Source organism: Chitiniphilus purpureus, assembly GCF_025642115.1.
Lineage (GTDB): Bacteria > Pseudomonadota > Gammaproteobacteria > Burkholderiales > Chitinibacteraceae > Chitiniphilus > Chitiniphilus purpureus.
In genome coordinates this window covers 3,781,566-3,800,728 of sequence record NZ_CP106753.1, presented here as the reverse complement: position 1 = coordinate 3,800,728, position 19,163 = coordinate 3,781,566, and the positions used below count along the sequence as shown (strand labels likewise).

The 19,163-nt window shown below is 67.9% G+C and carries 17 protein-coding genes; 10 read left to right on the top strand and 7 right to left on the bottom strand.

What is annotated here, in order from left to right; all coding sequences use genetic code 11:
• Nucleotides 1-26: 26 nt before the first annotated feature.
• From dusB to prfA, 8 genes are all read left to right on the top strand, one after another.
• Nucleotides 27-1,064, top strand: coding sequence for a tRNA dihydrouridine synthase DusB (gene dusB, locus N8I74_RS17615; protein ID WP_263124494.1), 1,038 nt, complete (start codon nt 27-29; stop codon nt 1,062-1,064).
• Complete coding sequence (locus N8I74_RS17610; protein WP_263124493.1) at nt 1,061-1,324, top strand: helix-turn-helix domain-containing protein; 264 nt, start codon at nt 1,061-1,063, stop codon at nt 1,322-1,324. Before dusB ends, N8I74_RS17610 begins: the two co-directional genes overlap by 4 nt.
• Before the next feature lie 62 nt (nt 1,325-1,386).
• On the top strand, nt 1,387-2,949 hold the full coding sequence (gene purH, locus N8I74_RS17605) for a bifunctional phosphoribosylaminoimidazolecarboxamide formyltransferase/IMP cyclohydrolase (RefSeq protein ID WP_263124492.1): 1,563 nt from the start codon (nt 1,387-1,389) through the stop codon (nt 2,947-2,949).
• A 431-nt stretch (nt 2,950-3,380) separates the two neighbouring features.
• Nucleotides 3,381-4,655: a phosphoribosylamine--glycine ligase gene (purD, locus tag N8I74_RS17600; RefSeq protein WP_263124490.1), complete on the top strand. Its 1,275-nt coding sequence runs from the start codon at nt 3,381-3,383 to the stop codon at nt 4,653-4,655.
• A gap of 102 nt (nt 4,656-4,757) precedes the next feature.
• A complete protein-coding gene (locus tag N8I74_RS17595) occupies nt 4,758-4,997 on the top strand; it encodes a FeoA family protein (RefSeq protein ID WP_263124489.1) in 240 nt (79 codons plus the stop codon).
• On the top strand, nt 4,994-6,754 hold the full coding sequence (feoB, locus tag N8I74_RS17590) for a ferrous iron transport protein B (protein WP_263124488.1): 1,761 nt from the start codon (nt 4,994-4,996) through the stop codon (nt 6,752-6,754). The genes N8I74_RS17595 and feoB overlap by 4 nt, the downstream gene beginning before the upstream one ends.
• A 270-nt stretch (nt 6,755-7,024) precedes the next feature.
• Nucleotides 7,025-8,272 carry a glutamyl-tRNA reductase gene (gene hemA / locus N8I74_RS17585; RefSeq protein WP_263124487.1) on the top strand — a complete coding sequence of 416 codons (1,248 nt, stop codon included), beginning with the start codon at nt 7,025-7,027 and terminating at the stop codon, nt 8,270-8,272.
• A 49-nt stretch (nt 8,273-8,321) separates the two neighbouring features.
• Entirely contained in the window at nt 8,322-9,398 is a 1,077-nt protein-coding gene (gene prfA, locus N8I74_RS17580; protein ID WP_263124485.1) for a peptide chain release factor 1, read from the top strand.
• 131 nt (nt 9,399-9,529) lie between these two features.
• Here the strand turns inward: prfA and N8I74_RS17575 are convergent, their stop codons facing one another.
• A complete protein-coding gene (locus N8I74_RS17575; protein WP_263124483.1) occupies nt 9,530-10,453 on the bottom strand; it encodes a LysR family transcriptional regulator in 924 nt (307 codons plus the stop codon).
• A gap of 97 nt (nt 10,454-10,550) precedes the next feature.
• On the opposite strand from N8I74_RS17575, the gene metE reads away from it, so the two are divergent.
• A complete protein-coding gene (metE, locus tag N8I74_RS17570) occupies nt 10,551-12,899 on the top strand; it encodes a 5-methyltetrahydropteroyltriglutamate--homocysteine S-methyltransferase (RefSeq protein ID WP_263124481.1) in 2,349 nt (782 codons plus the stop codon).
• Between the two features lie 27 nt (nt 12,900-12,926).
• Here metE and N8I74_RS17565 read toward each other — a convergent pair whose 3' ends face one another.
• The 3 genes from N8I74_RS17565 to N8I74_RS17555 all read right to left on the bottom strand — a co-directional run bounded on the left by N8I74_RS17565 (nt 12,927) and on the right by N8I74_RS17555 (nt 15,246).
• On the bottom strand, nt 12,927-13,607 hold the full coding sequence (locus N8I74_RS17565; protein WP_263124480.1) for a DUF502 domain-containing protein: 681 nt from the start codon (nt 13,605-13,607) through the stop codon (nt 12,927-12,929).
• A 107-nt stretch (nt 13,608-13,714) separates the two neighbouring features.
• Nucleotides 13,715-14,938 (bottom strand): DUF418 domain-containing protein, encoded by a 1,224-nt coding sequence (locus N8I74_RS17560; protein WP_263124479.1) that lies wholly within the window; start codon nt 14,936-14,938, stop codon nt 13,715-13,717.
• Nucleotides 14,935-15,246, bottom strand: a complete 312-nt coding sequence (locus N8I74_RS17555) for a hypothetical protein (RefSeq protein ID WP_263124478.1) — start codon at nt 15,244-15,246, stop codon at nt 14,935-14,937. The genes N8I74_RS17560 and N8I74_RS17555 overlap by 4 nt, the downstream gene beginning before the upstream one ends.
• A gap of 160 nt (nt 15,247-15,406) precedes the next feature.
• Between N8I74_RS17555 and N8I74_RS17550 the strand changes: the two genes are divergently transcribed.
• Nucleotides 15,407-15,580 carry a hypothetical protein gene (locus N8I74_RS17550; RefSeq protein ID WP_263124477.1) on the top strand — a complete coding sequence of 58 codons (174 nt, stop codon included), beginning with the start codon at nt 15,407-15,409 and terminating at the stop codon, nt 15,578-15,580.
• Between the two features lie 163 nt (nt 15,581-15,743).
• Here the strand turns inward: N8I74_RS17550 and N8I74_RS17545 are convergent, their stop codons facing one another.
• The 3 genes from N8I74_RS17545 to pepP form a co-directional block, all read right to left on the bottom strand.
• Nucleotides 15,744-16,517 carry a substrate-binding periplasmic protein gene (locus tag N8I74_RS17545; RefSeq protein ID WP_263124476.1) on the bottom strand — a complete coding sequence of 258 codons (774 nt, stop codon included), beginning with the start codon at nt 16,515-16,517 and terminating at the stop codon, nt 15,744-15,746.
• 134 nt (nt 16,518-16,651) lie between these two features.
• Entirely contained in the window at nt 16,652-17,824 is a 1,173-nt protein-coding gene (locus N8I74_RS17540; protein WP_263124474.1) for an FAD-dependent monooxygenase, read from the bottom strand.
• A 13-nt stretch (nt 17,825-17,837) separates the two neighbouring features.
• A complete protein-coding gene (pepP, locus tag N8I74_RS17535) occupies nt 17,838-19,139 on the bottom strand; it encodes a Xaa-Pro aminopeptidase (RefSeq protein WP_263124473.1) in 1,302 nt (433 codons plus the stop codon).
• Nucleotides 19,140-19,163: the final 24 nt, after the last annotated feature.

Here is a 19,163-nt window from a genome sequence, read left to right as displayed (position 1 = left end):
CCTTTTTCGCGCCTTGTTCCCGCGCCATGCGCATCGGCCCTTATACCTTGCCCAACCGCCTCGCTGTCGCGCCAATGGCCGGCGTGACCGACCGGCTGTTCCGTCAGCTGTGCCGCCGTTTCGGGGCAGGGTATGCCGTGTCCGAGATGATCAGCGCCAACAATGCCTTGTGGGACAACCCCAAGACCCGGCGCCGGATGGATCACAGTGGCGAGCCCGAACCGATCGCGGTGCAGATCGCCGGTTCCGACCCGCAGCAGTTGGCCGAGGCGGCACGCCTGAACGTGCGTTTCGGTGCGCAGATCATCGATATCAACATGGGCTGTCCGGCCAAGAAGGTATGCAACAAGCTTGCGGGCTCGGCGTTGCTGCAGAATGAGGCGCTGGTCGGCGAGATCCTGCGTGCCGTGGTGGGTGCGGTCGATGTGCCGGTGACGCTCAAGACCCGGCTGGGGTTCCGCAACGGCGAGGAGAACATCCTGCGGGTGGCGGCGCTGGCGCAGGAGGCTGGCGTGGCGGCCATCGCCATCCACGGGCGTACCCGCGAGGACATGTACAACGGCCACGCACGCTACGGCCTGATCCGCGAGGCCAAGCGCATGCTGTCGATCCCGGTGATCGCCAATGGCGACATCGTCACGCCCCAGGATGCCGACGCAGTGCTAAAACAGACCGGCGCGGACGCGATCATGATCGGCCGTGCGGCCCAGGGCCGGCCTTGGCTGTTCCGCGAGATCGGCCATTTCCTGGCGACCGGCCAAATGCTGCCGCCGCCCCGCGTGGACGAGATCCGCGACGTCCTGCTCGAACATCTGGACGCGCTCTATGGCTTCTACGGCGAATACGGCGGCTGCCGCATCGCCCGCAAACACATTGCCTGGTACACCAAGGGGTTGCCGGGCAGCAATCCATTCCGGCAGGCCATGTACCAGCTGGAGAGCACCACCGAGCAAAAGAGGGAGACGCGGGCCTATTTCGATGGGCTGGCGATGCAGAGCGAGTATTTGCAGTATGTCGACCCGCCAGGGGACGATCTGCACCAAGAACAATCGGGGGACGCATGACTGAACAGGCCGAACGCGCCACGCTGCGCGAAGGCGATCCGATCGCGGAGGCCATCGTGGCTTCGCTGGAACAGTATTTCCATGACCTGGACGGCGAAGCGCCGTGCGCGCTGTACGACATGGTGCTGGCACGCGTGGAAAAGCCGCTGCTGCGGCTGGTGCTGGCCCGTGTGGGGGGCAATCAGACACGCGCAGCCGAGATGCTGGGGATCAACCGCAATACGCTGCGCAAGAAGCTGCAGGGCTACGACCTGCTGTAACCAGATCGACAACGGACCGGCCCGCGCGGCGTGGCCGGCGCAAGTGAGAACCGAGGAACCACATGAGCAAAATCCAGCGTGCGCTGATCAGCGTATCCGACAAGACCGGCGTGCTCGACTTCGCGCGCGCGCTTGCCGCGCAAGGGGTCGAGATCCTTTCGACCGGCGGTACCGCCAAGCTGTTGGCCGAGAACGGCGTGGCCGTGGTCGAGGTGGGCGAGTACACCGGGTTCCCCGAGATGCTCGACGGCCGCGTGAAGACGTTGCACCCCAAGATCCATGGCGGCATCCTCGGCCGGCGTGATCTGGACGCCCACGTCGGCACGATGAAGGAACACGGCATCGGCAACATCGATCTGGTCTGCGTCAACCTGTATCCGTTCGAGGCGACCATCGCCAAGCCCGACTGCAGCTTCGAGGACGCCATCGAGAACATCGACATCGGCGGCCCGGCCATGGTGCGTTCGGCCGCCAAGAACCACGCCCATGTCGCCATCGTCACCGATGCGGCCGACTATGCCGGCCTGATCGACGAAATGCAGGCGAACGGCGGCGTGCTCAGCCTTGCCACCCGTATCGAGCTGGCCAAGAAGGCGTTCAGCCATACCGCCGCCTACGATGGCGCCATCTCCAACTACCTGACCGCACTGACGGCCGAGGGCGGGAAGGCGGCCTATCCGCAGCGCCTCAACCTGCAGTTCGAGAAGGTGCAGGACATGCGCTACGGCGAGAATCCGCACCAGAGCGCCGCGTTCTACCGCGACCTGCATCCCGCCCCGGGCAGCCTTGCCAACTACCGGCAGCACCAGGGCAAGGAACTGAGCTACAACAACATCGCCGACGCCGATGCCGCCTGGGAGGCGGTCAAGCAGTTCGAGCAGCCGGCCTGCGTGATCGTCAAGCATGCCAATCCGTGTGGCGTCGCCGTCGCGGCCGATTCCTACAGCGCCTACCAGCTGGCGTTTGCCACTGACACCACCAGCGCCTTCGGCGGCATCATCGCCTTCAACAAGCCGATCGATGTCGATACTGTCGAAGCCGTATCCAAGCAGTTCATGGAAGTGCTGATCGCCCCGGGCTACACCGAGGCTGCACTGGCACTGCTGGCGAAGAAGGTGAACGTGCGCGTGCTCGAAGTCGCCATCGAGACCGGCGAGAACAAGTTCGATCTGAAGCGCGTTGGCGGCGGCCTGTTGGTGCAGACCCCGGATACCCATACGCTGACACTGGCCGATCTGAAGATCGTGACGCAGATCCAGCCGACCGAGTCCCAACTCAAGGACCTGCTGTTCGCCTGGAACGTGGCCAAGTTCGTCAAATCGAACGCCATCGTGTTTGCTGGCCGCGGTCAGACGCTGGGTATCGGTGCCGGTCAGATGAGCCGGGTGGACAGTACCAAGATCGCTGCGATCAAGGCGCGCAATGCCGGTCTCGATCTGCGCGGCTCGGCGGCGGCATCGGATGCCTTCTTCCCGTTCCGCGACGGCGTGGATGTGATCGCCGAGAACGGCGTTTCCGCCATCATCCAGCCAGGCGGCTCGGTGCGCGACGACGAAGTGATCGCCGCGGCGGACGAGCACGGCATTGCGATGGTGTTCACCGGCGTGCGCCACTTCCGCCATTGATTCGGGGCTGGGCCGTGCCTGGACTTTGTCACCGCATCCCTCGTGTACATCAAGGTACACGTCGGGCTTCGGTTTCGCGTCCAGACACGGCTCGCTCCCGAATCGGGGCCATGGATTTGCCAACGGCCGCGGCCGTCGCGCGGCTCGACGTACACGTCGCCGCCGCGTTCCGTGCCCTCGTGCGGCTCGCTCCCGAATCGCGGGTTTGGTGCGCTGTGTGGCGCTCGGTTCGCTTGGGTTTGCTGGCCCGACTGTAGTAGTGGGATTCGATTGCGCAAGGCGCTTCGCTTTTGCGGGGTGCCGAAGATTTGAAGTACCAACGTGGCATGATCTGTGGCCGCTGGTTTTGAGATTCTGATTTGAAGGCAGGAGCTGGAAGGGACGTGGATTACCCTTCGCTCTTCCCCCTTCTCCCTTCCCAAGGTGCTGTGATGAATATTCTTGTGATTGGTAACGGCGGCCGCGAACACGCGCTGGCGTGGAAGCTGGCGCAGAGTCCGCGCGTCGCCAAGGTGTTCGTCGCACCGGGCAATGCCGGGACCGCGCTCGATCCCAATCTGGTCAACGTGCCGGCCGCGTCCATCGATGAATGGCTGGCGCTGGCCACCAACGAGCAGATCGCCTTCACCGTCGTCGGCCCGGAAGCACCGCTGGCGCAAGGCGTGGTCGACCGTTTCCGCGCTGCCGGCCTCAAGGTGTTCGGCCCCACCCGCGCTGCGGCGCAGCTGGAATGGTCCAAGGATTTCGCCAAGTCCTTCATGCAGCGGCATGGCATCCCCACCGCGGCCTACCAGACCTTCAGCGACGCGGGCGCCGCGCATGCCTATGTCGAGGCGGCGGGCGCGCCCATCGTGATCAAGGCCGACGGCCTTGCCGCCGGCAAGGGCGTGGTGGTGGCGATGACGCTGGACGAAGCGCACGCCGCCATCGATCAGATGCTGGCCGACAACAAGTTCGGTGATGCCGGCGCGCGGGTGGTGATCGAGGAATTCCTCGAAGGCGAGGAAGCGAGCTTCATCGTGATGGTCGACGGCAGGCATGTGCTGCCCATGGCCTCCAGCCAGGACCACAAGCGCCTGCTGGACGGCGATGCCGGCCCCAACACCGGCGGCATGGGTGCCTACAGCCCGGCACCGGTGGTCACGCCCGAGGTGCATGCGCGTGCGATGCGCGAGGTAATCCTGCCCACGGTGGCGGGCATGGCCAAGGATGGGGTGGACTACACGGGCTTTCTGTACGCCGGCCTGATGGTCGATGCCGAAGGCGGCGTCAAGGTGGTGGAATTCAACTGCCGCTTCGGCGATCCGGAAACCCAGCCGGTGATGATGCGGCTCAAGAGCGATCTTGCCGCGCTGATCGAGGCCGGTATCGACGGCGAGCTGGACCAGGTCGAGGCCGAATGGGATCGGCGCGTGGCGCTGGGCGTGGTGCTGGCGGCGGCCAACTATCCGGATAGTCCGCGCAAGGGCGACCTGATCACCGGCCTGCCCGGCGTGCTGGAGGATGCGCATGTATTCCACGCCGGCACCGCGCTGGACGCGGACGGTCGCCCGGTGACCGCAGGCGGGCGGGTGTTGTGCGTCACCGCGCTGGGGGACAGCTTCAAGCTTGCGCACAAGCGCGCCTACGAATTGGCCGACACGGTGCAGTTCGCCGGCATGCAGTACCGCCGCGACATCGGTTGGCGCGCCATCGCCCGCAAGTGACACGCCGGCCGGTCCGCCGGCCGCACCAGGTTTGATCGGGCGCAACAAAGGCAGCACTGGTGCTCAATAGAATGGCAATCATTCTCAGTTGAGGAGATTGCCATGCGCGTCCTTTCCGAACTCGTCCCCGGCCGGCCGGCGGTGGTGGACGACATCCGCTGCCTGCCCGAACTGACACGGCGTCTGGCGGCGCTGGGCCTGCGCGTGGGCCGGCAGGTGGTGCTGGTGCGGCGCGCCTGGCTTGGCGGCCCGGTGCAGGTGCGGGTCGGCGCCACCGAATTCATGCTGCGGCGCGCCGAGGCAGCCGCCATCTCGGTCTGGCTGCCGGAGGACCGGCCATGAAGCGCATCGCCCTGGTGGGCATGCCCAATACCGGCAAATCCACGCTGTTCAACCGGCTGAGCGGCGGCAACGCGCGCGTGGCCAACTGGCCCGGTCTGACGGTCGAGCTGGCGGCGCGCAAGGTGCTGCTGGGCGCGCATATGGTCGAGCTGGTCGACCTGCCCGGCATCCACGATCTGAGTGGCGGGGCCGAGGATGAACGGATCACGCAGCAGTTCCTGGCGCAGGCCCCGCTGCAAGGCGTGCTGATGGTGCTCAATGCGCTGCAGCTGGACCGGCAGCTGGCGCTGGCGTTGCAGCTGAAGGCGCTGGGCTTTCCGCTGGTGGTGGCGCTCAACATGAGCGACGAGGCACGGCGCGCCGGCGTTCACGTCGACTGCGTCGGGCTGGCCGCTGAGCTGGGCTGCCCGGTGCTGCTGATCGCGGCCAAGCATGGCGACGGGATACCGGCGCTGCGCACGGCACTGGGGCGGCTGGCCGATGGCGCGGTCCAGCTGCCCACGGCCGGTACCCCACCGCCTGCCGAGGGCCAGCATGCCGAGGAGGCGCGTCTGTACGCAGCCTACGTCACCCGTGCGGCCACGCTGCCACCCGGGCTGACCCAGCGGCTCGACCGTTGGGCGCTGCATCCACTGGCGGGGCTCGTGCTGTTCGTCACGATGATGTTCCTGCTGTTCCAGCTCACCTACGCGCTCGGCGCGCCGTTGCAGGATGGGCTGGAGCAGGCCGCGTCCTGGCTGGGCGAGCACGCCGTGGACCCGCTGCTTGCACCGCTGCCGGCCTGGCTGGCTGGCCTCCTCAAGGGCGGTCTTTGGGACGGGGTGGTCACCGTGCTCACCTTCGCGCCCATCATCTTCCTGTTCTTCTGCCTGATGGCGGTGATCGAGGATTCGGGCTACTTCGCCCGTGCCGCGTTCCTCGCCGACGCGTTGATGGCGCGCGCCGGGCTCGACGGACGTGGCTTCGTGATGCTGATGATGGGATTCGGCTGCAATGTGCCGGCGCTGATGGGCACCCGGGTGATCCGCGATGGCAAGGCGCGCCGGCTCGCCATGCTGGCGATCCCATTCGCCTTGTGCACCGCCCGGCTGCAGATCTTCCTGTTCCTCGCCGGCGCATTGTTCACCCCGGCGCAGGCGCCGTGGGTGTTGCTGTCGCTCTATCTGATCAGCATCGCGCTGGCATTGGGCACCGCCCTGCTGCTGCGCCGCTGGTTCGTCTCGGCCGAACCGTTCGCACTGGAGCTGCCGCCTTACCGGCTGCCGCTGCCGGGCCAGGTATGGCGCCGGGGTTGGCACGAGACTCGGGCATTCCTGCGGTTGGCCAGCACCATGATCGTGCTCGGCGTGGCGCTGGTGTGGGCGTTGACCCACTACCCCAGCCAGGAGGCAAGCTACGCGCATACCCTGGCCAGGGTGTTCGAGCCCGTGCTGGCGCCGATCGGCATCGACGGGCTGCTGGCGATCCCGCTGCTGTTCGGCTTCGTGGCCAAGGAGGTGGTGCTGGGCGCGCTGGCAGTGCTGGCCGGGCAGGAGGGCGAAGCGCTGGCGGCGGTGCTCACGCAGACGCTGGACCCGGTTTCCGCCTACAGCTTCATGCTGTTCACGCTCACCTATGTGCCCTGCGTGTCGGCGGTCGCCACGCTGTACAAAGAGTCGGGCAGCCTGCGCTATGCCGCCTTTGCCGTGGTCTGGTCGCTGGGCCTGGCCTGGCTGCTGTGCCTGGCGTTCTACCAGGGCGCGCGCCTGATCTTCTAGGCACTGCCGATCCAACCCGCCTGGCTGCGTTGCGCGCACTTGCCGTACCGCGCGTACCGCCGGTGATTGAAGGCAGTACGCTGCATCGCCGGTGAGGACGGCGGGCCCTGCCTGCCAGGACCGCATCGCTGGATTTGGGCTGTGGCGCCAAGCAGGCACACGGGGTGGCGCACTGTCGCCTGTACCGGGATTTATCCAGGCAAAACAAGGCTTGGAGCGTGTTTCCCGGTACAATCGCGGGTTTCGACCGCCCACCTTGTCGCGCCGGCGATGAATCTTCTCGTGCTTGGCATCAACCACCAGACCGCGCCCTTGGCCGTGCGCGAGCGGCTGGCCTTCGCCCAGACCGAGCTCTCCGAGGCCCTGACCACGCTGCATGCGTTGCCGGGCATCAGCGAGGCGGCGATCCTGTCGACCTGCAATCGCACCGAGCTGTACGTGAACGCGCGCGAGGTCGGGCCGGTGCTGGACTGGTTCGCGGCCAGCCGCGGTCGCAGCGCCCACGAACTGGTGCCGCATCTGTACCAGTTCGGTGGCGAGGCGGCGGCGCGGCATGCGTTCCGCGTGGCTGCCGGGCTCGATTCGATGGTGCTGGGCGAGACGCAGATCCTCGGCCAGCTCAAGGAAGCCGAGCGCATCGCCCGTGAAAGCGGCAGCCTCGGGGTGTTGCTCAACGGCCTTTTCCAGCGCGCCTTCCAGGTGGCCAAGGAAGTGCGCAGCGAAACGCGCATCGGCGCCGCGTCGGTGTCGATGGCTGCCGCGGCGGTGCGACTGGCCGAACGGCTCTACCCGTCGGTGGCCGAATGCAGGGTGTTGTTCATCGGCGCGGGCGAGATGATCGAGCTGTGCGCGGCGCACTTCTGTGCACAGCGGCCGCGCGCGGTCGCGGTGGCCAACCGCACGCTGGAGCGTGGCGCCAGATTGGCGCAGCAGTACGGCGGCCAGACCATGCTGCTGCCCGATCTGGCCGAGCGCATGGCCGAATTCGACATCGTGGTCTCCTGTACCGCTGCGCCACTGGCCATCGTCGGCAAGGGCATGGTCGAGCGCGCGCTCAAGCGGCGCAAGCACAAGCCCATCTTCATCGTCGATCTGGCGGTCCCGCGCGATGTGGAGCCCGAGGTGGCCGAGCTGCCCGATGCCTACCTCTACACGGTGGACGATCTGGCCGAGGTGGTCAGCGAAGGCGTGGCCGCGCGCGCCAGCGAGGCGCAGGCGGCCGAGCTGCTGGTCGAGGACGGGGTGCAGCAGTTCCGGCAGTGGCTGGCCGGGCGCGCGCTGGTGCCCACCATCCGCGAGCTGAAGGATCACGCCGAGCGCATCGCGCGGCACGAACTGGCACGTGCCAGGAAGCGCATCGCCGCCGGCGAGCCCGCCGACGACGTACTGGCGCGGCTTACCGAGCAGCTTGCGGCCAAGCTCCTGCACGCGCCGCTTGCCGCGCTCAATGCAGCACCGCCCGAGGAACAGGCCGAACTGGTCGCCGCCACGCGGCGTATCTTCCGGCTGCACGAATAGAACGCGCCGTGCCTGTATCCCGGCATGGCCTCAAGAGATCACAACCGTCATGAAAGCATCCATCGTCCAAAAACTCGCGCAACTGGCCGACCGGCTGGAGGAAGTGGGCGCGCTGCTCGCCTCGGAAGAGGCGACGCGCAACATGGACCAGTACCGCAAGCTCACCCGCGAGCACGCCGAGCTCACACCGGTGGTCGAGCTCTATCACCGCTATCAGCAGGCCGAGGCCGACCGCACCACCGCCGGGGAGCTGCTGGCCGACCCGGACATGCGCGAGATGGCGGAGGAGGAGATCAGGACGGCGGATGCCGCGATCGCCACGCTGGGGCTGGAACTGCAGAAGGCGCTGCTGCCGCGCGACCCCAACGACGAGCGCAACATCTTCCTTGAAATCCGTGCCGGCACCGGTGGTGACGAATCGGCGCTGTTCGCTGCGGATCTGTTCCGCATGTATTCCCGCTACGCCGAGCGCAATCGCTGGCAGGTGGAGATCGTCTCGGCCAGCGAATCGGACCTGGGCGGCTACAAGGAGGTGATTGCCCGGCTGGTGGGGCACGGCGCCTACTCCCGGCTCAAGTTCGAGTCGGGCGGACATCGGGTGCAGCGGGTGCCGGCCACCGAGACCCAGGGGCGCATCCATACCAGCGCCTGCACGGTGGCGGTGATGCCCGAGGCCGACGAGCTGGAGGAGGTGAACATCAATCCAGCCGATATCCGCATCGATACCTTCCGCGCCAGCGGCGCGGGCGGCCAGCACATCAACAAGACCGACTCGGCGATCCGCATCACCCACTTTCCGACCGGCATCGTGGTCGAGTGCCAGGATGATCGCAGCCAACACAAGAACAAGGCCCGCGCGATGGCGGTGCTGGCGGCGCGTATCAACGACAAGCTGCGCTCCGAGGTGCAGGCCAGGGAGGCGGCCGAGCGCCGCAGCCTGATCGGCTCGGGCGACCGCTCCGAGCGCATCCGCACCTACAACTTCCCGCAGGGGCGCATGACCGATCACCGTATCAACCTCACCCTCTACAAGCTCGACCAGATCATGGACGGCGATCTGGAGGAGCTGACCCAGGCGCTGATCAACGAGCATCAGGCCGAGCTGCTGGCGCAACTGGCGGAGTAAGCCCGATATCGCGGTCTGTCGCGTCACCGCCGGTGCCGGTGCCGGCCCAGCGTGGTCCTGCCACTGTGGCGGGCCCGGTGCAGGCATGGCGGCGGCCGGTGCCGCCCTGATCGCAGCGCTCTCGGCAGGCCCTAAGGCTCGATTAACTGGATGCCCGGCAGGTTGGCCGTGCTCACCTCGCGCACGATGCCGATGAATTCGCGCAGGTAGGCGGTGCCGGCGCGCTCGGCGGGCACCGCGGCGTGCAGTTCCGACTGCAGGCCGGCACCGATGGGCTTGGCTTGCACGTAGCCGCGCTCGATATAGTGCTGCACGCTCCAGCGCGGCAGCGCCGCCACGCCACGCCGGCTCGCCACCAGCTGCAGGATCGCCACCGTCAGCTCGCTGGTGCGCCGGCGCGGGTTGATGCCGGCCGGCTTGAGCACCTTGCGGATCAGGTCGAGCATGTCGTCCGGCACCGGGTAGGTGATCAGCGTCTCCCCGGCGAAGTCGGCTGCCGTGAGGCTCGGCTTGGCGGCCAGCGGGTGATCCTTGGCCACAAGGCCGACCATGTCGAAGGCGAACAGTGGAAAGTAGGCGATACGCGCCTCGTTGTCGCGCTCCGAGACGATGGCAAGATCGGCGCGGTCTTCGAACAGCAGCCCCACCGGGTCGGCATGGAAGCCGGACACGATATCCAGCTCCACCTCGGGCCAGCGCTCGCGGAACGAATCCATGGCCGGCATCAGCCAGTCGAAGCAGGTATGGCACTCCACCGCGATGCGCAACTGCCCGGCCTCGCCCTCGCGCAGCTTGGCGATGTCGCGCTCGATGGCGGCCACGCGCGGCAGTACTTCGCCTGCCAGCGCCAGCAGCTTCTCGCCTGCCGGGGTGAAGCGCAGCGGCGCCTGCTTGCGTGCGAACAGCGGCAGGCCGTAGTGCTCCTCCAGCAGTCGGATCTGGTGCGAGAGCGCCGATTGCGTCAGGAACAGCCGCTCGGCGGCACGGGTCAGGCTGCCGGCATCGCGGATGGCCGACAGGGTGCGCAGGTGGCGCAGCTCCAGCAACGACTGCATTGAATTCCTCTCATACCTGCAGCAAAAAGAATGAGTTTGAATCATAGGCATCGGGCATTGATCATGCAAACCATATTCATGGAAAACGGGGTTTGCAATGACAGTGGCTCATGTTCTTGGCTTTCCACGCATTGGGCGGCATCGGGAACTCAAGTTCGCGCTGGAAGCGTTCTGGCGTGGCGAGATCGGCGAGGCCGAGCTTGCCGCGGTCGGCTCGCGCCTGCGGCGCCAGCACTGGGACTGGCAGCGCGAGGCGGGGCTGGACTGCGTGGCAGTGGGCGATTTCGCCTGGTATGACCAGGTGCTCAGTACCGCCGCGCTGCTGGGCGCGCTGCCGGCCCGCTTCGGCTTCGACGCCCGTGCGCTCACCCTTGGGCAGTACTTCGAACTGGCGCGTGGCAACGCCGCGCAGCCGGCGCTGGAAATGACCAAGTGGTTCGACACCAACTACCACTATCTGGTCCCGGAACTGGACGATCACACCCGCTTCGACGGCGGCATCGACTGGTTCTTCGACGAGATCGACGAAGCACGCGCGCATGGCCACACGGTCAAGCCGGTGCTGCTCGGGCCGCTGTCGTTCCTGCACCTGGCCAAGGCCAGGCGTCCCGGGCTCGACAAGCTTGGCTTCGCCGCGCGCGTGGTGCCCGCGTACCGCCGCATCCTGGAGCGGCTGGTGGCACAGGGTGTGGCCTGGGTGCAGCTGGACGAGCCCATCCTCGGGCTGGCGCTCGATCCGGCCTGGGCAGCGGCGTTCGAACCGGTGTACCGGGAGCTCGCGTCATGCGGCGTGAAGCTGCTGCTGGCGAGCTATTTCGGCAGTGCAGCCGGGCATGCCGATCTGCTCAAGGCACTGCCGGTGGCCGGGGTGCACCTGGACCTGGTGTGCGCGCCGCAGCAGCTGGACGCCTTCCTTGCCGGATGGCCGCAGCACAAGGTGCTCTCGGCCGGGGTGATCGACGGCCGCAACATCTGGGCGGCCGACCTGTCGGCAAGGCTCGCGCAGCTGGAGGCGGCGCACGCTCAGCTGGGCGGGCAGCTGTGGATCGCCAGCAGCTGCTCGCTGCTGCACTGCCCGGTGGATCTGGATGCGGAGGACGCACTCGATGGCGAACTGCACGGCTGGCTGGCCTTCGCCAGGCAGAAGCTTGGCGAGGTGGCGGTGCTGCGGCGCGCGCTGCGGCACGGCCATGCGGCGGTGGCACCGCAACTGGCGGCCAGCGACGCGGTGGCCAGGCGCCGCCGGATCTCGCGCCGTATCCACAACCTCGCAGTCAAGGCGCGGGTCGCGGCGCTGACGGCAGAGGATGCCTGCCGCGCCAGCCCCTACCCGCTGCGCGCCACGGCGCAGCGAGCCTGGCTGAAGCTGCCATTGCTGCCGACCACTACCGTGGGCTCGTTCCCGCAGACCGACGGCATCCGTGCCGCACGTGCCGCCTGCCGGCGGGGCGAACTGTCCGAGGCCGACTACACCGCGGCGATGCAGGCCGAGATCCGCAAGGCGGTGCAGCGGCAGGAGGCGCTGGGGCTGGACGTGCTGGTGCATGGCGAAGCCGAGCGCAACGACATGGTCGAATACTTCGCCACGCAGCTCTCCGGTTTCGCCTTCACCCGCTTCGGCTGGGTGCAAAGCTATGGCAGCCGCTGCGTCAAGCCGCCCATCCTCTTTGGCGATGTGATGCGCCCCAAGGCAATGACCGTGGCCTGGAGCCGCTATGCGCAGTCGCTTACGACCAAGCCGATGAAGGGCATGCTCACCGGCCCGGTGACCCTGCTGCAATGGTCGTTCGTGCGCGACGACCAGCCGCGCGAGCAGACCTGCCTGCAGCTTGCGCTGGCGATCCGCGATGAGGTGGCGGACCTGGAGGCCGCCGGCATCCGGGTGATCCAGATCGACGAACCGGCGTTCCGCGAAGGGCTGCCGTTGCATCGCGGCGAGTGGGACGCCTACCTGGAATGGGCCGGGCGCGCGTTCCGCATCGCCTCCTGCGGGGTCGCAGACAGCACCCAGATCCACACCCATATGTGCTACTCGGAGTTCAATGACATCCTGCCGGCCATCGCGGCGCTGGATGCCGACGTGATCACCCTGGAAACCAGCCGCTCGGACATGGAACTGCTCGACGCCTTCGGCAGCTTCGCCTATCCGAACGGCATCGGGCCGGGGGTGTACGACATCCATAGCCCACGGGTGCCACCAGTGGTCGAGATGCTGCGGCTGATCGGCAAGGCGCTCGCCGTGCTGCCGGCCGAGCGCCTGTGGATCAACCCCGATTGCGGCCTGAAGACGCGCAGCTGGCCCGAGGCCGAGGCGGCGTTGGCCCATATGCTGCAGGCCGTGCGCGCAGCGCGTGCGGCGCTGACCGAGGGGCGGGCGCTACCGGTGCCTGGCCCCGTCGCCACGGGTTATGGCGCGTGTGACCGTGGCATCGTGGCCTGGCCATGAGCAGGGCGGTGCTTGGGTTGCCTGGGCTCAATCGGTCAGGATCACCGGTGAGGCCGTCGGCATCCTGCCACCGCGCAGCGCCGGCGGTGGGGTGATGCCCATCGACACATAGATGCTGGTGAGCTTGTCCACGCCGATCTGCGCCGGCCGGATCCAGTCGGCCGGCACGTACAGCAGGCCGCCGCCGATCGGGACCGGGGCGGTCGGGACCAGTATCGCGTGGTAGATGCGCCCATCCAGCTCGACCGGCTCGGGGTTGGGCAGCAGTGCCAGCACTGCCACGCCCTCGCCACCGAAAAAGCACCACACTGGGCTCATGGCGCCGATGTCCGCTTCCTGTTTCTGGTCCAGCAGGGCGACAAAGCGGTCCGCCAGGTTGTAGAGGCTGCCGATCAAAGGAATGCGGCGCAGGGTCATGTCCACCAGTTTTGCCAGCGGCCGCCGCAGGCCGGATTGCACTGCCACCCCAAGTGGATAGATGGCGACGATCAGCAGCAGCGTGCCGCTCAGATAGGCCAGATACGGATTGCTGGCAAAGGGCTGGCCGAGCGTGGCGAACAGCCCGCCGATCAGGCTGTCCGGCCCGATAAAGCGGTTGATGAGGCTGATGACCCAGCTGACCAGCGCCAGGGTCACCGTCAGCGGCAGCAGGGCGAACAGCCCGGCCAGCCAAGTGGCGAACAGGGTGCGCAGGCTATGTTTGAGCATGGGGCAGCGGGGCTCCGTTGAACCGTTGAACGCGGCGACAAGGCACGCCTGCCTATGGTGCAGGGCCTGCGCGGGGCATGGAGCGGCAATTCTGCCCTGAGCGGGCTTCAGCGCGCCACATCACCATCCGGCAGCGGACGCCGCCATGCCGGCCATTGTGCATAGGTGACTGCCCGCAGCAGCCATTCGACCGGGCCATAGGCATGCCGGCGCATCCACCAGGCGCTCAGCGGCAGTTGGGCCGCGTAGATCGTCAGCGCCAGCAGCAACACCGGCAGCGGTGCCAGGTGGCCGATCAGGCCCAGCCCGTAGCCGGTGAAGATGAAGGCGCACAGCAGCGATTGCAGCAGGTAATTGCTCAGCGCCATCTGCCCCAGCGGCGCCAGCCGTGCCGCCAGCCGCCGTCCCGGCCCGGTACGCACTGCCAGCAGCAGCATGGCCACATAGCTTGCACTCAGCAGTGGCGCGGTGGCCAGCCCGATCCCCAACGCCACCAGCGCAAGGCCGCTGCTGCCCAGCCACAATGATCCATAGCTGTAGCAGAGCGCACCGGCGAGCCCCGGCGGCAGGCAGCCCAGCACGATGCGCCACAGTACCGTGGGGCGGCCGGGCAGGGCGGAGAGCGCATGCAGCTTGCCCGCGGCAAGGCCCGCCAGGAACATCGCCAGCGCCGAGGGGCCCTGGACGAACACCACCACGAACCAGACGTCCTCGGTCAGCTCGCGCCAGCGCTGGGCGATCACGTCCGCGGCATCGCCGCGATACGCCAGCGTCGCCCGTTGCGCCTGCGCCAGCAGCGCGGGCAGGTCCAGCTGTTGTCCGGCCAGCGTGATCGCCAGTCCGATCAGCAACCACGCCGCTGCACTGGTCAGCACCAGCGCCACGGCGATGCGCAGCGCCGATTGCGGCGCCAGATGGCGCAGTTGCAGCAGCAGCGCGCCAAGCAGCGCATAGATGAGCAGGATGTCGCCGTAGTACAGCAACACCGCATGCAGCGCGCCCAGTACGGCAAGCCCCATCAGCCGGCGGCGAAAGCGTGGCACGAACGCCACCCGGGCGCGTTCGGCCGAGGCCAGCTGCAGCGTGAAGCTGTAGCCGAACAGGAACGAGAACAGCAGGTAGAACTTGGTTTCGAACAGCAGCGACACCAGCGCGCGCACGGCCAGATCGAGCGGACGGCCAAAGCCCGGATCGGGCACGCCCAGCCCGTAGTAGGCCGAGGCGAACGCGGTGATGTTCACCACCAGGATGCCCAGCAGCGCAAAGCCGCGCAGCGCATCCACTTCCAGCAGGCGTCCGTCCGCCTGCGGCGCAGTGGCGGAGGGACTCATCGGCCGGCCCGCAATCGGCGCATCAGCAGGGGGCACAGCAACGCCACGCTGTGCCTGGCGTTGTGGGCGGGGTCGAGTGCGATCCGGCCGGCCGGATTGCCTGGCAGTCGTATCCGGCCGGCGCTGGCCTCGATCGGGGCCTGCTGGCTGCATACCCCGTGGAACGACCAGCCCAGGCTCACCCCGGCCTTGCCGCAGCGCCGCATGGTGCGGGCCCGATGAGGGCGGTTGCGGGCAACATGCGGCACGGCGGCAGCGGGGGGCTGCCGCTGCCGCATCGCGTGTCTTTCCGGAGCGATTGGGTGCATGGGGGCAAATGATTGATCGACGGGTTGGTCCATTTAAGGGGCGCGCCTGCGGCTGTCAATCCGGCGGTGGGCTGTCATGCCGCGGCAATAGTTCCAGCGCTGTCTCCGTGCACCCGGTTTTTACTGAAGCTGAACGTGCAACCATCACAAGGAGGGAGAAATGTCTTCGTTCGGTTTGTTCCTGATCGGCGTGGTGCTGGCCATCCTCGGGCTGGGCTACGGCGCCCATCTGGCCGGCATCGCACTGCACTGGATCGTGGTCGGTGGGGTGGTATTGCTGGGGGTCGGCATCCTGGCTGGCGTATCGCGCACCCGGCTCAAGGATCCGCCGTAGTAGGCCGGTTGTCCGATGGGGGCGGAGCGGCGCTGCGGCGGCATGGCTGTCGCCCCCCATGCCAAGGCATGCCCCGGGGCGGCTGGCCAACAGGGGCAGCCTGCCATTCCCCGCGCCGGATGAGGTCCGACCAGACGCCGTGGGCCGCCTGACCGGCACGAGGCTAACGCGGATGTGCCGGGTTGGCGGCATGTGCGGTGGCGATGGCCTGATTGAGGCGGTCCAGCAGCGTTGCCGGCACCTGGTGGCTGCATAGCAGGTGGCGCGCGTTGCCGGCAGGCAGGTCCGGCAGCGGGAGCGCCGCCACGTTGTATTGCCGCAGGATGGGCTGACGTTGCCAGTAGTCGAATTCGCTCGGGTCGAAAAAGGCGTAGTCCACCCGCCCGCGCGCCACCATCGCAAGATTCTGTGCCGGGTTCTGCGCGCTGCGGTCCACCTGCGCGCCACGCGCCGCCAGCAGGCCATCCAGATAGGTACCGTAGGCGAAGCTCGCGATCAGGCCCGGCATGAGTTTGGGGTCGGTCAGCAGCCTGGCGGCATTGCCGTGGCGCCTGAGCTGCTCCACCAGCGTGCTCCGGGTGACCACGAGCATCGGCGGATCGCGGTACAGGGCGTTGGAAAACCAGCCAAGGCGCAACCGCTCCGGCGTCTTGAACCAGCCGATCGAGCACATGGGCTGCCCGCCGTATCCGATCTCCTGCAGTGCGCGCTTCGGGGGGCGGAACTCGTAGCGCGCGGCGATCCCGGCCGCGGACAGCATGGCCTGGGTCTGGCGCAGCAGGAAGCCTGCGGGCCGGCCCTGGCTGTCGGTGTAGTAGAACGGCGGCTTGTCCGGGTAGGTGAGCAGCAATGGCGCTTCCTCGGCCCGGGTCAGGCCAAGGGGAAGGAAGAGCAGCAAGGCGGTCTTGCGCATGGCGTAGCCTGTGTGTCGTTGCACTGGGCCTCGTCGACAGCGCCAGGCAGCTCGTCGGCCGGCACTGCGCCCGCCCGATGCCCTGTTGTCGCCGAACCCGCGCGCATCTGCCGGATATGCCATGTGCTGAGCTTCCTGCCGGGGTGGCGCCCTGCGGATCAGCGTGCGCCGTATACCATGCGTGCCGCAAAACCGCGCCGCAACGGCGCGATCTGGTCCAATGCCAGCAGGCCCAGGCTGCGGCCGTGCTTGAGCCAGGGCGCGGGCGAGTCGAACAGGGTGATCAGGCTGTCGGTGAACGCGGTGACAAGACCTGCGTCCTTGCGTCGCAGCCGTGCATAGCGGGCCAGTGTCTCGGGCTCGCCCAGATGAGCCGGGCCGACCGCGCACAGCACGTCGGCCAGCGTCGCGGCATCGCGCAATCCCAGGTTCAGGCCCTGTCCTGCGACCGGATGCAGCGTCTGCGCCGCGTTGCCGATCAGCGCGACACGCCGTGCGACCACCCGGTCGAGTGTCTTGAGTGCCAACGCAAAGCTGGCGCGCGGCCCGACCGCGCTGAAACCGGCCACCCTCCCGCCCAGCCGGGCACCGATCTCGGCCAGGAAGTCCTGGTCCGACAGCGCCAGGCGTGCCTCTGCCGCTTCCGGGGTCTGCGTCCAGACCAGATTGAAATCGCGGCCGCGTGGCAGCAGCGCCAGCGGGCCGTCGTCGGCAAAGCGCTCATGGGCGATGCCGTGATGCGACGTGTTCGGGGTCAGCGTGGCGAGCACGGCGTGCTGGGCATAGGGCTTGACCTGACGCGCCACATCGTCGAGCTGCTCGACCAGACCACCGCCGTCGGCCAGGACCACCAGCCGGCAGGTCAGCGTATGCGGCCCGGTGGGGGTGGTGAGGCGCAGCTCGGCAAAGCGCGTCAGCCGGCGTATCGCTTCCACCCGGCACCCCAGGGCCACGGCACAGCCCCGCGCCTGCAGCCGTTGCTGCGCGGTGCCGGCCAGCGCGGCGTAGCCGACCACGTAGCCCAGTGCCGGCAAGCCCAGTTCGGATGCGCAGAGTCGCACCCGGCCCAGACTGCCGGCCTGCGAAACGTGCACCTGCTCGATGGCGGTGGCCTGGAGCGCTGCGTCGTCCCACAGGCCCAGGGATTCCAGTGCTTCGCGGCTGGCATGCGAGAGCGCCAGTGCGCGCGGGTCGGCCTCCACCCCGGTGCGGGCTTCCAGCAGCAGGGCGCGGTGCCCGGTGCGGGCGAGGCGGGCGGCCAGCAGCGCGCCGACCGGGCCGCCGCCGACGATGGCGATGTCGATATGGTCGGCAAGGGGGGGAGCGTGCATGGGGGTGTCCGTGTCAGTGCCGCTGTGCCAGCAGTGCCTCGATCGCCGCCACGCTGCGTGGGCAGGCGTCGGTCAGCACCTCATGGCCGTCTGCGGTAATGGCCACGTCATCCTCGATCCGCACGCCGATGTGCTCGAATTCGGGTGGCACGTTGGCGGCCGGCCGGATGTACAACCCCGGCTCCACGGTGAACACCATGCCCGGTGCAAGTTCGCGCCACTGGCCCGCCACCTTGTAGGCCCCCACGTCGTGCACGTCCATCCCCAGCCAGTGGCCGGTGCGGTGCATGTAGAACTGCCGGTAGCTTTCCTGTTCCAGCACCGCGTCGAGTGAACCGGAGAGCAGCTTCAGGTCCACGAGGCCCTGGGCGAGCACCCGCACCGCGGCGTCGTGCATGGCATGCCACGGCAGACCCGGGCGCGCCTGGGCCAGGGCGGCGGCGTGCGCGGCCAGCACCAGTTCGTACACCGCCTTCTGCGGCCCGCTGAAGCGGCCGTTCACCGGGAAGGTCCGTGTGATATCGCTGGCGTAGCCCTGGTATTCGCAGCCGGCGTCGATCAGCAACAGGTCGCCATCGACCAGCACGCGGTCATTTTCCACGTAATGCAGCACGCAGGCATTGGGGCCGCTGGCGACGATGCTGCCGTAGGCCGGAAAGCGACTGCCGTGGCGGTAGAACTCGTGCAGCAGCTCGGCTTCGACGGCATATTCGGGCAGGCCGGGCCGGGCGGCCAGCATGGCGCGGATATGCGCACCGCAGTTGATGCGCGCGGCTTCGCGCATGATGCCCAGTTCATGTTCGTCCTTGAACAGCCGCATCTCGTCGATGGCACTGCGCACATCATGGATTTCGCCAGGCGCGCTCACGCCGGCGCGCGCCTGGGCACGCACCGCGTTCACCCACTTGGCGATGCGTGCATCCCAATCGGCGTTCACGCCGAACAGGGTGTGGATACGCGGCTGGTTGGCAAGCAGCCTGACCATCTCCTCGTCCAGCGTCGCGTAGCCGTAGGCGCGCGCAAAGCCGAAGCGCTCGGCGGCCGCGGCGGGACCATGGCGATAGCCGTCCCAGATCTCGCGCTCGAGGTCCTTGTCGCGGCAGAACAGCACCGCCTCGTGCCCCTCGCCGTCGATCAGCAGCACCAGCACCGCTTCAGGCTCGGCAAACCCGGTCAGGTAGTGGAAGCTGGAGTCGAAACGGTACGGGTAGGTGGTATCGGCATTGCGCGCCACTTCCGGCGCGGTGGGCAGGATGACGATGCCGGGGGCGAGGCGCGCAGCCAGCCGTTCGCGGCGGATGGAATAGGGTTGCATGCAGGCTCCGGTGGGCGCGCCGGC